Source organism: Flavobacterium tagetis (assembly GCF_016735615.1).
Taxonomy (GTDB): Bacteria; Bacteroidota; Bacteroidia; order Flavobacteriales; family Flavobacteriaceae; genus Flavobacterium; species Flavobacterium tagetis.
Map to the genome: position 1 here is coordinate 1,477,643 of NZ_JAERSF010000002.1, position 13,952 is coordinate 1,491,594.

At 31.6% G+C, this 13,952-nt stretch carries 14 protein-coding genes; 6 read left to right on the forward strand and 8 right to left on the reverse strand.

Annotated elements, in window-relative coordinates; translation table 11 throughout:
• Positions 1–57 precede the first annotated feature (57 nt).
• From JI750_RS13870 to menD, 7 genes are all read right to left on the reverse strand, one after another.
• The gene (locus JI750_RS13870; RefSeq protein WP_202003164.1) at positions 58–1,257 is read right to left on the reverse strand and encodes a tetratricopeptide repeat protein; all 1,200 of its coding nucleotides are present in this window, start codon (positions 1,255–1,257) and stop codon (positions 58–60) included.
• 224 nt (positions 1,258–1,481) lie between these two features.
• The gene (locus tag JI750_RS13875; RefSeq protein WP_202002895.1) at positions 1,482–2,159 is read right to left on the reverse strand and encodes a metal-dependent hydrolase; all 678 of its coding nucleotides are present in this window, start codon (positions 2,157–2,159) and stop codon (positions 1,482–1,484) included.
• Between the two features lie 29 nt (positions 2,160–2,188).
• Positions 2,189–3,151: a 1,4-dihydroxy-2-naphthoate octaprenyltransferase gene (gene menA / locus JI750_RS13880; protein WP_202002898.1), complete on the reverse strand. Its 963-nt coding sequence runs from the start codon at positions 3,149–3,151 to the stop codon at positions 2,189–2,191.
• A gap of 101 nt (positions 3,152–3,252) precedes the next feature.
• Positions 3,253–4,086: a 1,4-dihydroxy-2-naphthoyl-CoA synthase gene (locus JI750_RS13885; RefSeq protein ID WP_012024845.1), complete on the reverse strand. Its 834-nt coding sequence runs from the start codon at positions 4,084–4,086 to the stop codon at positions 3,253–3,255.
• A 784-nt stretch (positions 4,087–4,870) separates the two neighbouring features.
• Positions 4,871–5,725: a CvfB family protein gene (locus JI750_RS13890; protein ID WP_202002902.1), complete on the reverse strand. Its 855-nt coding sequence runs from the start codon at positions 5,723–5,725 to the stop codon at positions 4,871–4,873.
• A gap of 169 nt (positions 5,726–5,894) precedes the next feature.
• Positions 5,895–6,236 carry a DUF2853 family protein gene (locus JI750_RS13895; RefSeq protein ID WP_202002904.1) on the reverse strand — a complete coding sequence of 114 codons (342 nt, stop codon included), beginning with the start codon at positions 6,234–6,236 and terminating at the stop codon, positions 5,895–5,897.
• Between the two features lie 86 nt (positions 6,237–6,322).
• Positions 6,323–7,984 carry a 2-succinyl-5-enolpyruvyl-6-hydroxy-3-cyclohexene-1-carboxylic-acid synthase gene (menD, locus tag JI750_RS13900; protein WP_202002907.1) on the reverse strand — a complete coding sequence of 554 codons (1,662 nt, stop codon included), beginning with the start codon at positions 7,982–7,984 and terminating at the stop codon, positions 6,323–6,325.
• Between the two features lie 178 nt (positions 7,985–8,162).
• Between menD and JI750_RS13905 the strand changes: the two genes are divergently transcribed.
• Together JI750_RS13905 and JI750_RS13910 are read left to right on the forward strand one after the other, a co-directional pair.
• Positions 8,163–9,338, forward strand: coding sequence for a thioredoxin family protein (locus JI750_RS13905; RefSeq protein WP_202002910.1), 1,176 nt, complete (start codon positions 8,163–8,165; stop codon positions 9,336–9,338).
• A gap of 17 nt (positions 9,339–9,355) precedes the next feature.
• Positions 9,356–9,853 (forward strand): GNAT family N-acetyltransferase, encoded by a 498-nt coding sequence (locus JI750_RS13910; protein WP_202002913.1) that lies wholly within the window; start codon positions 9,356–9,358, stop codon positions 9,851–9,853.
• Positions 9,854–9,993: 140 nt separating this feature from the next.
• Here the strand turns inward: JI750_RS13910 and JI750_RS13915 are convergent, their stop codons facing one another.
• Complete coding sequence (locus JI750_RS13915) at positions 9,994–10,581, reverse strand: glutathione peroxidase (protein ID WP_202002916.1); 588 nt, start codon at positions 10,579–10,581, stop codon at positions 9,994–9,996.
• 776 nt (positions 10,582–11,357) lie between these two features.
• Between JI750_RS13915 and JI750_RS13920 the strand changes: the two genes are divergently transcribed.
• From JI750_RS13920 to JI750_RS22250, 4 genes are all read left to right on the forward strand, one after another.
• Positions 11,358–11,888 (forward strand): RNA polymerase sigma factor, encoded by a 531-nt coding sequence (locus tag JI750_RS13920; protein WP_202002919.1) that lies wholly within the window; start codon positions 11,358–11,360, stop codon positions 11,886–11,888.
• Positions 11,888–12,676 (forward strand): anti-sigma factor, encoded by a 789-nt coding sequence (locus tag JI750_RS13925; RefSeq protein WP_202002922.1) that lies wholly within the window; start codon positions 11,888–11,890, stop codon positions 12,674–12,676. Before JI750_RS13920 ends, JI750_RS13925 begins: the two co-directional genes overlap by 1 nt.
• 84 nt (positions 12,677–12,760) lie before the next feature.
• Positions 12,761–13,153 (forward strand): DoxX family protein, encoded by a 393-nt coding sequence (locus JI750_RS13930; protein WP_202002925.1) that lies wholly within the window; start codon positions 12,761–12,763, stop codon positions 13,151–13,153.
• A 17-nt stretch (positions 13,154–13,170) separates the two neighbouring features.
• Positions 13,171–13,905, forward strand: coding sequence for a DUF3667 domain-containing protein (locus JI750_RS22250; RefSeq protein ID WP_202002928.1), 735 nt, complete (start codon positions 13,171–13,173; stop codon positions 13,903–13,905).
• Positions 13,906–13,952: the final 47 nt, after the last annotated feature.

A 13,952-nucleotide genomic window follows, 5' to 3' on the forward strand; every position in this document is an offset into this window, starting at 1 on the left:
TAAGCTACTGAGATACTAAGTTTAAAAAACATTAGAAAATACTCAAAGCCAAGAAACTTAGTTATATAATTTTAAGATTTTTTCAAAATCTTTCGATGGTAAACCTGCTTTTTCAAAAGCTTGAAAATCGAGTTTCGTTTTCTCAATCCAGCTTAAACTATCAGTAACATTCTGAGTCTGATATTTTTTATAAATGACTTTGGCCGCACTGTAATCGTCGCTCACTAAATAAGTATGCGCTAAATTTAATTTGACCAATAATTCTGTATCGTCCAATTTTTCACCTTCTTGAAGTGCTTTTAAAGCTTTTCCATATTGTTTGGTCAAAATGTAACAATATCCTAGCGAACCATAATCTAGTGCAGTTGCTTTGCCTTCGTTTACAATTGTATTTAATTTAGGAATCGCTTCGTTATATTTTTGAGTTTTAATTAAAGACGCGACTTGTGTTCTTAAATCATTAAATACATTTTTAGAAATGTCAGCATCTTTATAACAGCTATTTCCAAAATCTTTATACACTTTTGTTTTTTCTACAGCCAATAATTTTTGAAACTCATCGTAACGATATTGTTTCATGATTTTATTTAAGATACAAACACAGAAATCATCTGAATTAGCCATTTTTTGTGCCATTGTAGACGTTTTGCACAAGCTAATGATTTCGTTTTTATTGTCTTGATTCCAACCTCTGTTTAGTTTTGTATCTACCCAAGGTACTACTTCTAAAACTACTTTCTGGCTTAACAGCCAATTTTTGCTTTCAAAACCAAACCAAATTGTGCTGATGTTTTCTTTTAAACAAGAAGATTTATTGACAGATAATCTTTTGGCATCTTTGCTAACAGGTTCTGCTTGAGAGTAACAAGCTTTATCAATTTTACCATCTGCTACATACTTTTTCGCATTTTCATTAGAGGTGAAAATTGAGTATGTACATTCGTCATCGCCTGAAATTTTTGACATCAAGAAAACAGCACCTGCGGAGCCTTGACTTATACCTGTCGGATCTGGAATAGCTTTTAATACAGAGACCAAACTATTGGCCATTTCTTGATTTTTGTCTAAAAGTGTAATTCTATATACAATTTCTGTAGTTCCAACAGGTAAATCTTCTGTTGGTATAGAAATTCTATCACGTGCGGGAACCATAATTTCTTTGGTCGTCGCTCGCTCTTTGTCCCAATAACCATCTTTTTGCGCAAATGCGTTAAAGGAAACTGTAATAAGTAATGATAAAATTATTTTGAAAGTTATACTGCGTGATGATGCTTTAAGTGCCACGGATTTTACAGATTAAAATGATTTTTTACTTTAAAAACTCAAAATTCAAATAACATAGATTATGCCAAATAACTTTCTTATAGAATTGAGTGTCCTAGCCCCGATAGCAGCGATATCCTTTTGTGGCGGGGTTCGCCACAAAAGATATAGCGTATAGCGGGATTAGCTCCTTCCTTCAACTCCGCTCAGGATGACAATTATAATTCAATAGAATCTCCGATTGGTAAAAGCATTAAATCTTTTCCTTTATCAAAGAATTTACGGATTGCTTCTTCATGATTGATTTCGATATAACCAAAAGTATCATAGTGATATCCAAGAACTTTGTCGCATTCAACAAAATCTGAAGCAATAATAGCATCTTCAACATCCATTGTGAAGTTGTTACCGATTGGAAGAATTACTAAATCTAATTTTGTACGAAGCGGAATTAATTTCATATCGTAAGTCAAAGCAGTATCTCCGGCGATGTAAATGTTTTTGTGTTCGCCTTCGATTACAAAACCTCCAGGATTTCCTCCGTATGAACCGTCAGGAAAACTGCTTGAGTGTATTGCATTTACATATTTTACTTTTCCGAAATCAAATTTCCAGCTTCCTCCGTGATTCATAGGATGTGAATTGAATCCTTTTTTTGCGTAGTAACTTGCAATTTCAGCATTAGAAACAATAACTGCATTAGTATTTTTAGCAATAGCTTCCACGTCCAATACGTGATCAGCGTGCGCATGCGTAAGCAAAATATAGTCAGCTCTGATGGTGCTTAGGTTAATTGCCGCCGCTTGTGGGTTTCCGGTAATAAATGGATCCACAATAATGTGTTTTCCTCCTACTTCAATTCCTAATGAAGCGTGTCCGTAGTATGTAATTTTCATTTTGTTACCTTTTTAATTAAACGTTGTTTTTATCTTCCTCCTAAAAAGAGGTTTACAATAATGTCTGAAATCAATGAAATCATACACACTGTAAGCAATATAGAAAGCAAAAATGTGCTTAATGCCAGTTTTTTCAATTCTGGGTCTAATAATTTTGGATCTTGGTTTTTGTAAACCGTGATTAAGTGTTTTGTTAATGGAATATACGCCAATAAAAATAAGTATTGATCAAAATTATAATCGCTTAAAATAGCGAAAATAACAACTAAAAGCATTGCGCCACCAATCAAAGTATAATGGTAAAATTTAGCTTTTTCGGCTCCCATTTGCACTACAATTGTGTTTTTACCTGCTTTTCTATCTGATTCCTGATCGCGCATGTTGTTAAGATTTAAAACTCCAACGCTCAATAATCCAATTGCTACGGCTGGAAGAATTAAAAGCGGATCAACTTCTTTTGCGTATAAAAAGTTTACTCCTAATGTGCTCACTAATCCGAAGAAAATGAAAACGAATAAATCTCCCAATCCTCTATATCCATAAGCAGAATTACCTACAGTATATTTAATTGCAGACACAATAGCTGCGATTCCTAGCAATAGAAAAAAGATAGAATATCCGAAATTGTCTTTCCCAAAAGCAAAATAGATCAATATAATTGCAGAAAGCAAAGTCAAAAAAGAAGTAATGATAATGGCTTTCTTCATTGCCTGAGGCGTAATAACACCGCTCTGAATAGCACGCTGAGGCCCTACTCTGTCTGCATTGTCGGTACCTTTTACTCCATCCCCATAATCATTTGCAAAATTGGATAAAACCTGTAACCCTAACGTTGTCAATAAGGCAAAACCAAAAACTTTCCAGCTGAATACTTCAGTTGGCGTATTGATCGTTTCTGTTGGATTTGACAATGCGTAAATACTTCCAACTATAATTCCGGAAACTGATAAAGGTAATGTGCGCAATCTAGCGGCTTCAATCCAATGTTTCATTATATTTTGTTTAGTTTTTAATTTTGTTTCATGTTTCAGGTTTCAAGTTTTGTGTTGGATTTTGCAACTTTAAACCTGAAACTTGAAACAATTTAAACTTTTTATGGTAACCACTTATTTTCTCCGAAGTTTGGTTTTCTCTTTTCTAAGAAAGCGTTTCTTCCTTCTTTTGCTTCTTCGGTCATGTAAGCTAAACGTGTTGCTTCTCCTGCAAAAACCTGTTGTCCAACCATTCCATCGTCTGTAAGGTTCATTGCAAATTTCAGCATTTTTATAGATGTTGGTGATTTTTGAAGAATTTCTTGTGCCCACTCGTAAGCAGTAGCTTCAAGTTCGTCATGTGGAATTACAGCGTTTACCATTCCCATCTCAAAAGCTTCTTGAGCAGAATAATTACGACCTAAAAAGAAAATTTCGCGAGCTTTTTTCTGTCCCACCATTTTAGCCAAATAAGCAGATCCATAACCACCGTCAAAACTTGTTACGTCTGCATCTGTTTGTTTAAAAATGGCATGTTCTTTACTTGCAAGTGTCATGTCGCATACTACATGCAAACTGTGTCCACCACCTACAGCCCATCCTGGAACAACAGCAATAACCACTTTTGGCATAAAACGAATTAAACGCTGCACTTCTAGAATATTCAAACGGTGCTGTCCATCATCTCCTACATAACCTTGGTGTCCGCGTGCATTTTGATCTCCGCCACTACAAAAAGAGTAAACTCCATCTTTTGTTGAAGGCCCTTCAGCAGAAAGCAATACAACTCCAATTGAAGTATCTTCTTGTGCATCGTAAAAAGCTTGGTATAATTCTGAAGTAGTTTTAGGACGGAATGCATTTCTAACATTTGGTCTGTTAAAGGCTATTCTCGCTACTCCGTTGCATTTTTTATAAGTTATATCTTCAAATTCTCTGGCTGTAATCCAATCCATTTTGATTTTTTGTTTAAAATAATTATATGGTAAAAATAAAGCATTTTTACTAGTTTACCTACTCAATCTGCCTTAAGTCTTTGCTAAATTGACTTCCAATGTTAACAATTGGTATTTACTTACAAAAAATAACATTTTTTAACACTAGTTTAGAAAAATAATAATTAATTTTACAGCCTAGAAATCAATGAGATACAAACAATTCAAAGATTTCAGATTGATTTTCTTTCACTGATTTATTAACCTAAAAAATGATTTTTTTGAGAAAATTTAAAAAATTTGTCGCTCATTTTTTTAGGTTTTTCATTAACAAACCTCAATTAAAAGAGCAAATGATTTATGTGTTTGTTGAAACTTCAAAAAGAAAAAAGTAACACCTAAGGTTAAATGTTAGAATTGTATCTATAATTAGTATAGGAATGATAACGAAAAAGAGGAAAAAGTACTAGTTCATACTTTCTAAAAGTTATTTTATAAAACCAATGGATTAGCCGTGAAATTCTTTTTTTGCTGTTAAAATAGATACATCAAATCATTTAAAAGACATACCCATCAATGGAATAATTTCTAAAATTCGTAAAGCTATTGTTCTGAGATGGACTCGAATTATTTTATTTCTGTTTTTTTTTAATTACAATTTTTTTTAAAACTGAATAAAAAGCGAAAGGCTGCTTGTAATGAGCAGCCTTTTGTATTATAATAATTTTGCTAACGCAAAATAAATTTCAATATTTTAAATCCCAAACTCCAACAAGTATCAATTGGAATTTTTAAATTAGAATTTCTATTCTTTTACAAGATAAATTCCGTCTTCTTTAATTTCAATCAGTTTTTCTTTATATAAAGTCCCAATTGCTTTTTTGAATGATTTTTTACTCATTTTCAAAACAGTTTTAATGTCTTCTGGATGAGAATTGTCATTTAAACGAAGAAAACCTCTACTGGCTCTTAATTCACTTAAGATTTTCTCTGCATTTGGTTCAATGCTTTCAAAACCTTGAGCTTGAAGAGCAACATCAATTTTATGGTCAGGGCGAATATTTTTGATGTAACCACGCATTCTGTCCCCAGTTCTTATGGAATCATCATAAACTTCATCTTTATATAAAAGCCCTTTGTGACGCTCGTTAATGATAACATTGATTCCCATGTCGGTAATATGAGAAACAATTAAATCTACTTCTTCTCCTTTTTCAACCGTCAGGTTATCATTGCTCAAAAACTGGTTGGTTTTACTTGAAGCAACCAAACGATTAGTTTGTTTATCTAAGTATAAATAAACCAAGTAGCGTTTTCCTTTCTCCATTGGGCGAGCTTGTTCTTTAAATGGAACAAGAATATCTTTTTCCATTCCCCAATCCATAAATGCACCAACATTATTAATGTAATTCACTCTTAAAAGAGCAAACTCATTCAATAAGATATATGGAACTAAAGTAGTTGCAACTGGTCTCTGTTCGTGGTCTAAGTAAACAAAAACAATTAATTCTTCGCCAATTTCAAAGACTTTTGGGACATATTTATTTGGAAGCAAAACATCGTGAACTCCATCTGGATCATTTTCTGGATCTCCTAAAAACAAACCAACTTTGGTATCACGTAATATAGTTAGCGTATTGTATTTTCCTATTTCTAGCATTTTTATAAGTTTCTAAGCAGTCTAACTGCTAAGTTTCTGAGGTGCAAAGGTACGAAGTTTGGCTCGGTACAAAGAAATTAATTTTAACAAAACTTAATTTGCAGGCAAAAAATAGAAAATCCCTTTACAAACAATGTTATAAAGGGATTTTGAATTATCTTAACCTTGATTATTTAAAGATGCTTTCCTTTTTAAAATGAACTGTAAGTAAATAATAAACAACAGCTCTATATTTATGCTTATTTGATTTTCCATACTTTTCCATAACAGCATCAATCCCTTTGGCTAAATCTGGACCATCTTTTAAACCTAATTTCTTTATTAAAAAGTTATTTTTTACTGTATCTAATTCTGACTGTTGCGAAGAAGCCACTGTCGAAGCATCATCATTATAAATTGACGGACCGCATGCAATTGTAACTTTTGTCAATAAATCTGCATCAGCTGTAATTCCGCATTTTTCTTTTAAATCGGCTGTATACTTTTTAATTAAATCCTCTCTTGTACTCATACTTATAAAATTTGGTGAATAATAAACCAAATGTATAATTAAGGAAGTTTTAAAACAATAATTTTAACAAATATTTTCTTTCAATCTTAATGCAAATATTTGAAATACTGCTTTAGAATAAGATCATTTTCAGCTGTTGGCGTAAAAATTTCTAAAATAGATGGAGCATCATTAGAATTGTATAAAGATTGTATTCCGTTATCTAACGATTGAATATCCTGAGCTGTGAAATAATGTAAACCATACATTTTTGCCAAATGTTCAGCGGTCAATTTATGTGACGTCTCAAAATAAGTATTGAAAACTGGTTTTTCTTGATGACCTGGAAGAATTCTAAAGATTCCTCCTCCTCCATTATTTACAAGAATAATTTTGAAGTTTTTAAGAATGTATGAGTTCCACAAAGCATTGCTATCGTATAAAAAGCTAATGTCCCCAGTAACAAAAATAGTTTGTTTTTCGTTTCCAATTGCTGCCCCAATTGCAGTAGAAGTACTTCCATCTATACCGCTTGTTCCTCGATTGCAGAAAACTTCAATCGAATTATCAATATCAATTAGTTGTGCATAGCGAATAGCAGAACTATTACTAATTTGCAACGAACTATTTTTAGGCAATGATTCGATCACTTTTTCGAAAACTTTGAAATCTGAAAATGCTATTTTACTTAAATATTCCTTTCTTTTTTCTAATCTTGTTTTGTAAACTTCATCAATATTTTTGAAGTAATTACTTTTTACAAAAGACGTTTTTGAAAATAGATCTTTGAAGAAATCATTTGGTTGCATTACAAAATGTTTTGTCAATGCATCAAAAGTATCATAAGCACGTAAGGTATCAATGTGCCAATGATATTTTGGTTTGTATTTTCGTAAAAAACCTTTGATTCTTTTTGAAACCACCATTCCTCCAAAAGTAATTAATACTTCAGGATTAAATTGCTTAAAATCAAAATCATCAAAAGGAGTAATTAAAGTATCTATTGAATTAATAAAATTCTCATGGTGAAGATTTGAAGTCGTTTCTGTAAGCACTACAACTGACGGATCTGATGCTAAATTTTCGATAATTTCTTTATCAATGTTATTAGCTTCATTTACACCAACTAAAACTAGTTTTCTCTTTGCAGTGTTCCAAACAGAAACAAATTCTTCACTGTTTTCTATAGTTTTTGAAAAATTTTCAAATTGCAGATTTGTAATTTTTGGCTGTACAGAAAGCGTTTCTGTCGTTTCATACAAAGGCTCTTCAAAAGGTGCATTGATATGAACCGGACCTTTCTTAAGAATAGCTGTTTCAATAGCCAAATTGATTTTCAAATCATTTTCTTCAGATGCTTCTTCTGTTAAATTAGCATTGAAAACTGAATGATTAGCAAAAACATTTTCCTGACGAATAGTTTGCCCATCTCCAATATCAATTTTACTCTGCGGACGATCAGCAGAAATTACAATCATCGGGATTTGACTGTAGAATGCTTCTGCCAGAGCTGGATAATAGTTTAATAAGGCTGATCCTGAAGTACAAACAATTGCAGTTGGCTGTTTGGTTTGCTGAGCAATCCCTAGAGCAAAAAAAGCGGCACATCGCTCGTCTGCAATACTGTAACAGGTAAAGTTAGGATTTTGAGCAAATCCGATAGTTAATGGTGCATTTCTAGATCCTGGAGAAATTATAATATTAACAATGCCTTTGGCAGATAAAATTTCGATAATGCTTTGTGCTAGTGCTATTTTGGGGTAAATCATTCCGGTCGTGTATTACTATTTTTTAAAGAAAAATTCTGATATAATTTTTCTTTATCTTGTATACAAAGTTACAAACTTCGCACTTGATTTATATTATAATTAGGAATATATTAAGGCTCTTTCTCAAAAAAGGGGATATATTTGTAAAATCGAATAATTAATAAAAGCCAGACCTGATATGCGTTTCTTATTTATACTTTTTTTATCTGTTACTTTTCAAACCATAACTTCTCAGAATCAATTTGTTCCTGTTGATGTTCCATACAAAATGGCTTTAGAAAATGCTAAAAAAGAAGGAAAGCCACTTTTTGTGATGCTTTATGCAGATTGGTGTCCGCATTGTAATTTAATGAAAACGGAAGTTTTGAGTGATCCTGCCATTATCGATTTTTTGAATACTAATTTTATATGTACTTATAAAAATATTGAAAAAGAAGAAGGAATTGTTTTAAAGAACAAATTCAATACAAAATCGCTTCCTACTTTCTTATTTCTTGATAGTAATGAAACTTTGATTTATGCATTGAAAGGAGAAATGAAAAAAGCTGAATTTCAAAATGAATTGCGTTATGCTTTAAACAAAAAAATGCAGCTACCTTATTTAGAAAAAGAGTTTCTTGCAGATCCAAGCAATTCAGATAAGTTCTTTACATATTTGAATACTTTAAAGAAAGGAAAAGACAGAACGGAATTGTCAATTCCAACCCATATTTATCTTAATACACAATCTGATAAACAATTGGTTAGTGAATTAAATTGGCGTGTTATAGCAAATGGGGTAACTGATATTAAATCTAGAGAGTTTCAATATGTTATAAACCATCAGAAAGAATTTGCCACTGTAGCTTCTCAAAATCGTGTTGATCGTAAAATAGAAAGTATTGTAAACGAATTGCTTCGACCTTTGGTTGACAATCTAGACACTATAAACTATTATAAACAAAGAGAAGTTGCCAAATCAATCCGACTGCAAAAAACAGATTCTTTGGTTTTTAAATATGATTTGACATTGGCAGAAAGAACTGAAAAATGGAATTTATATAAAAAAGTTACGCTAGAAGATACTCAGAAATTAGTTTGGAACGATGCGAGTTTTCTAAAAGATATCGGAAATACTTATTTGAAACATATTAAAGATACCGAGAGTTTAAAAAAAGCTATCTCTTGGGTCGATCGTTCATTAGAACTAAATAATTCTTATGACGGTAATTTACTCGAAGCCAAGCTTTACAATAAAATAAAAAATAAAAAGAAAGCTCTAGAATATGCCAAAAATGCCAAAGCCATTGCCAAAGAAATGGACTGGAATTCTAAAGAAGTGGACACTTTATTAGCTGAATTGAATACCAAATAAACTACAATAAATTACCAATGAGTATTATTTTAAGACCTGCAACAACAAGCGATTTACAAAAGATTCTGGAAATTGTAAATCATTCTATTTTGCATACTACAGCCAATTATAGTTATGAAATCCAGACTTTGGAAGTTCAGACAAAATGGTTTGAAGATAAAAAAGCTAAAAACCTTCCTGTAATTGTAGCCGATTTAGATGGTGAAGTTGTCGGTTTTGGGAGCTATGGACAGTTTAGAGAAAAAATTGGCTATCAATATACTGTTGAACATTCTGTTTATGTAGTCGATAATATAATAGGAAAAGGAATTGGCTCTAAACTTTTGACAGAATTAATCCGTTTGGCTAAAGAACAGGGTTATCATGTTATGATTGGCGCAATTGACGCTGATAATGCTGGAAGCATTGCTTTCCATGAAAAATTCGGATTTGTAGCTACAGGAACAATTCGAGAAGTAGGCTATAAATTTGACCACTGGCTGGACTTAGTTTTTATGCAACTTATTTTGAAATAGTCATTTTTCGTTTGTCAGACTGAGCGGAGTCGAAGTCCGGCAAAGCCATTCAACAGCAAAAGCTTCGACTCCGCTCAGCCTGGCATTCGTTTAAAAAAAAGACTCAAATTTGAATTCCAAATTTGAGTCTTTTTTATGCTTTAGCTTTTAATCCAATTGATAACCTCAGGTTCTGTCACTAAAGTTTTTGGTTTAATTACTTTTACCAACTCTCCTTTTTCGTTAATTAGGTATTTTTGAAAATTCCATTCAACTTCAGAATCTTGCAGACCATTTCTAGATTTCTCAGTTAAGAATTTATAAACTTCACACATATCACTTCCTTTAACAGAAACTTTGTTCATCATCGGGAAAGTTACACCATAATTCTGCTGACAGAAAGTTTCAATTTCTTTAGCTGTTCCTGGTTCTTGCGAGGCAAAGTTATTTGCTGGAAAACCAACAATTACAAAACCTTTATCTTTATATTCTTTGTAAACCGCTTCTAAATCTTTGTACTGTGGAGTTAATCCGCATTTTGAAGCTGTATTTACAATCATGATTTTTTTGCCTTTCAAGGATGCAAAATCAAAAGTATCACCCGATAAATCTTCTACTTTAAATTGATAGATTGTTTCTTTTGCCATGGTTTTATCTTTTTTAGATAATTTGTTTGAACTAGTTTGAGCATTTAATCCTGTTACAGACAAAACAGCTGCTCCAAATAGTATAAATAGTATTTTTTTCATCTTATAATTTTTTATAAAATTAGCTAAAATCCATTTTACAAAAACTTTTTTTTTGCTAATCAAAAGTTAAATAAAAAATGAAGCCTAACGTTAATCAGACGTTAGGCTTCCCCCCATACAAACAAATCAAACCATGAATTAATTATTATGCAATCTTTTATAAATTATAGTTGATGACTCGGTTTATGTTAAAAATTCGTTTATCCCCCATATGTCAAACGTCTTTCAAAAAGTTATTGGCTTGTATGATGTTTCGTTAAATTCTAAAATAGTCGAGACATATTAAAAAAATCTTCAACTTGGAAGTCCGAGTACATCAACTATATAATATTTTATGTTTTAACGTCTTTTGCAAACAGATATGCTTTAACCATTAATTGACAAATTATTTCTTGTATGTCCAGCTTGGCAATCTTCTTTCAGAAAATCTTTTTTAGTAAAAATGGTTAATGATAAAACTGTTGTTAATCCAACTATTAATATTCTTACTATTATTTTGCTATCCATAGGTCTTCAATAATGTTCTAACAACAGTTTTTAAAAAAATTATGACTGTAAATAAGATCTTTCTCACCTTATTAAATTCATTTACGTAATTGGATTGTTTTTGGTTTTAAAAAAAGTGAAAAAAAAGTACTTTTTTTCTTAACCCCTTATTTTCTTAGGTTTTGGACTGTTAAAAAAAATATAAAAATGAAGAAAAAATAAATTAACTTTATAACAGGTAAGCATATAACATCCTAACTTTTAATGTTTAAACTTAAATATCCAAATCTATGAGTCAAGAAGAACTGCTAGTTTTAATTTATCAAAAGGACGAAAAAGCTTTTACACATTTGTACGATATGTACTCAAAAAGTTTATTTTCAGTCATTCATGTCTTAATCAAAAATCGAGAAGAAGCAGAAGATGTTCTTCAGGATGTTTTTGTCAAAATCTGGAAAAACATCGATTCTTATAACGAGAGTAAAGGCCGATTCTACACTTGGATCCTTAATATCGCCCGTAACACTTCAATCGATAAACTTCGTTCTAAAGACTACAACAACGGTCAAAAAAACCTTTCATCAGATAATTTCGTAAATCTCTTAGACGAGAGCAATAAATTGAGTCATAAACTTGATGCAATTGGAATTCAAGAGTTTGTAAAAAAACTAAAACCAAAATGTATCGAAATAATCAATTTATTGTTTTTTAAAGGATATACCCAGCAAGAAGCTTCAGAAGAATTGGCATTGCCACTGGGAACTATCAAAACACAAAACAGAAACTGTATTAACGATTTACGTAATTATTTGAAGATATAATGGAAGCACAAGAATATATAGAATCAGGAATTTTAGAGCTGTACGTTTATGGCTTATTAAGTGAAAAAGAAAATCTCGAAATTGCCGAAATGGCAAAAAAAAATCCAGAAATGGATCAGGAAATTATCTCGATAGAAAAAGCTGTCATTGCACTTTCTTCAAGTTTTTCTCCTTTCCATTCTGTGGAAAATTTCGAAAAAATTAAAGCTCGTCTTGAACTTAAACACGGAAAAGTAGTCGACATGAAACCTGCTTCTAACTGGTCTCAATATGTGGGCTGGGCAGCGGCTGTACTTTTATTACTAGGTTTAGGATATCAAACTTTAGAATTGACTAAAACTAAAGAAGCCATTTCTACTGTTGGAAATGAAAAGAATAAAATTCAAAGAGAATACGCATTTTTAGATCAGCAGAATAAAGAAACTGAGAAAAACTTAAGCATTGTAAGAGATATTAAGAATACAGGTGTAACTCTTGGCGGACAGGCTGTTTCTCCAGCTTCTTTTGCAAAAGTGTATTGGAATAAACAGACTAAAACTACTTATATCGATGCGGCAGGTTTACCAGCTCCTCCAAAAGGAATGGTTTATCAGGTTTGGTCTTTAAAGCTGAGTCCTGTACTTACTCCAACGAGCATTGGTTTATTGGATAATTTTGAAGGCAATAAACAAAAAATATTTGCTGTAGAGCAAACCGATTCTGCAGAAGCTTTTGGAATTACTTTGGAGCCAGCAGGAGGAAGCCCTACTCCAACAATGGAACAACTGTATACTTTAGGAAAAGTTTAAATTTAATCTTTCATAAAAAGCTAAAACGCATATTCTCTGTAATATGCGTTTTTTTATTATTTTTAATTCACCAAAACCAATTTTATGAATGCAAATTTACTTTTGAGAATCGCTATGGCTATTATTCTTCTAACTCATTCTGTTTTTGGAATGTTCAATAATGGTATTAATGATTTTGGAAATCTTTTCCTCAACCAAATTGGTTTTGCTCCTTACGGCGTATTACTTGCCTGGAGTATCAAATTATCTCATATTATTGTGGCTATACTTCTATTAGCAAATAAGTATATTAAACTTGCTGGTTTTGTTACCATTTTTGTTCTGGTAATGGGTATTGTTTTAGTGCACTTTAAAGAAGGCTGGTTTGTTGTAGGCGGCGGTAGAAACGGTGTTGAATATAATTTTCTTTTGATAATAGTTTTACTTGCAATTATGTTCCCTGATGGAATCTCAAAAAAGAACAAAAATAATTCATAATTAAAATAGTGAACTAAATGGAAATAATGTGCAAAAACTGCCATCAGGTCTTTAAAGGCCATTATTGTAATAATTGCGGACAGTCAGCAGAAACGCATAAAATAAATGTGCATTTTTTATGGCACGATATCCAGCATGGTTTGTTGCATTTTGATAAGGGAATTTTGTATTCTTTAAAACAATTATTTACCAGACCTGGACATTCTATCCGTGAATTTATTGAAGGAAAAAGAGCCCGTCATTTTAAACCTTTATCTTTGGTAGTTGTTCTAGCTACACTTTATGGACTTTTATATCATTATTTTCATATTGATACTTTTAATCATGTGCAGGCTCCCAATTTAGATTCAAATTTTTTAAATGAATGGTTTGCTACGCATTTTTCATGGATTACGGTGTGCTCTATTCCTATTTATACTATTGGCACCTATTTAGTTTTTAAAAACCAAGGCTACAATTTTGTCGAGTTTTTTGTGCTAAATACTTTTAAAGCCGCACAACGAATTTCTGTGCAATTGCTGACAATACCTGCAATGATTTTTCTAAATAATGGCTCTCATATGCAACAATATACGTACACAATGTATATTATTGGTGTAATTTTAATTTTTTGGACCAACATTCAGTTTTTCAATAAAATATCGAAAACAAGAGCGTTTTTCTTATCCATATTAAGTCACCTTATCTTTTTGGTTTGCTTTTTTGCAATTATGATTATTATACTTCTTGTTTCTGGAAAACTTTCCAATTAGATATAAAAAAAAGCTCAACATTAAATTGAGCTTTTTTTATGAATTAA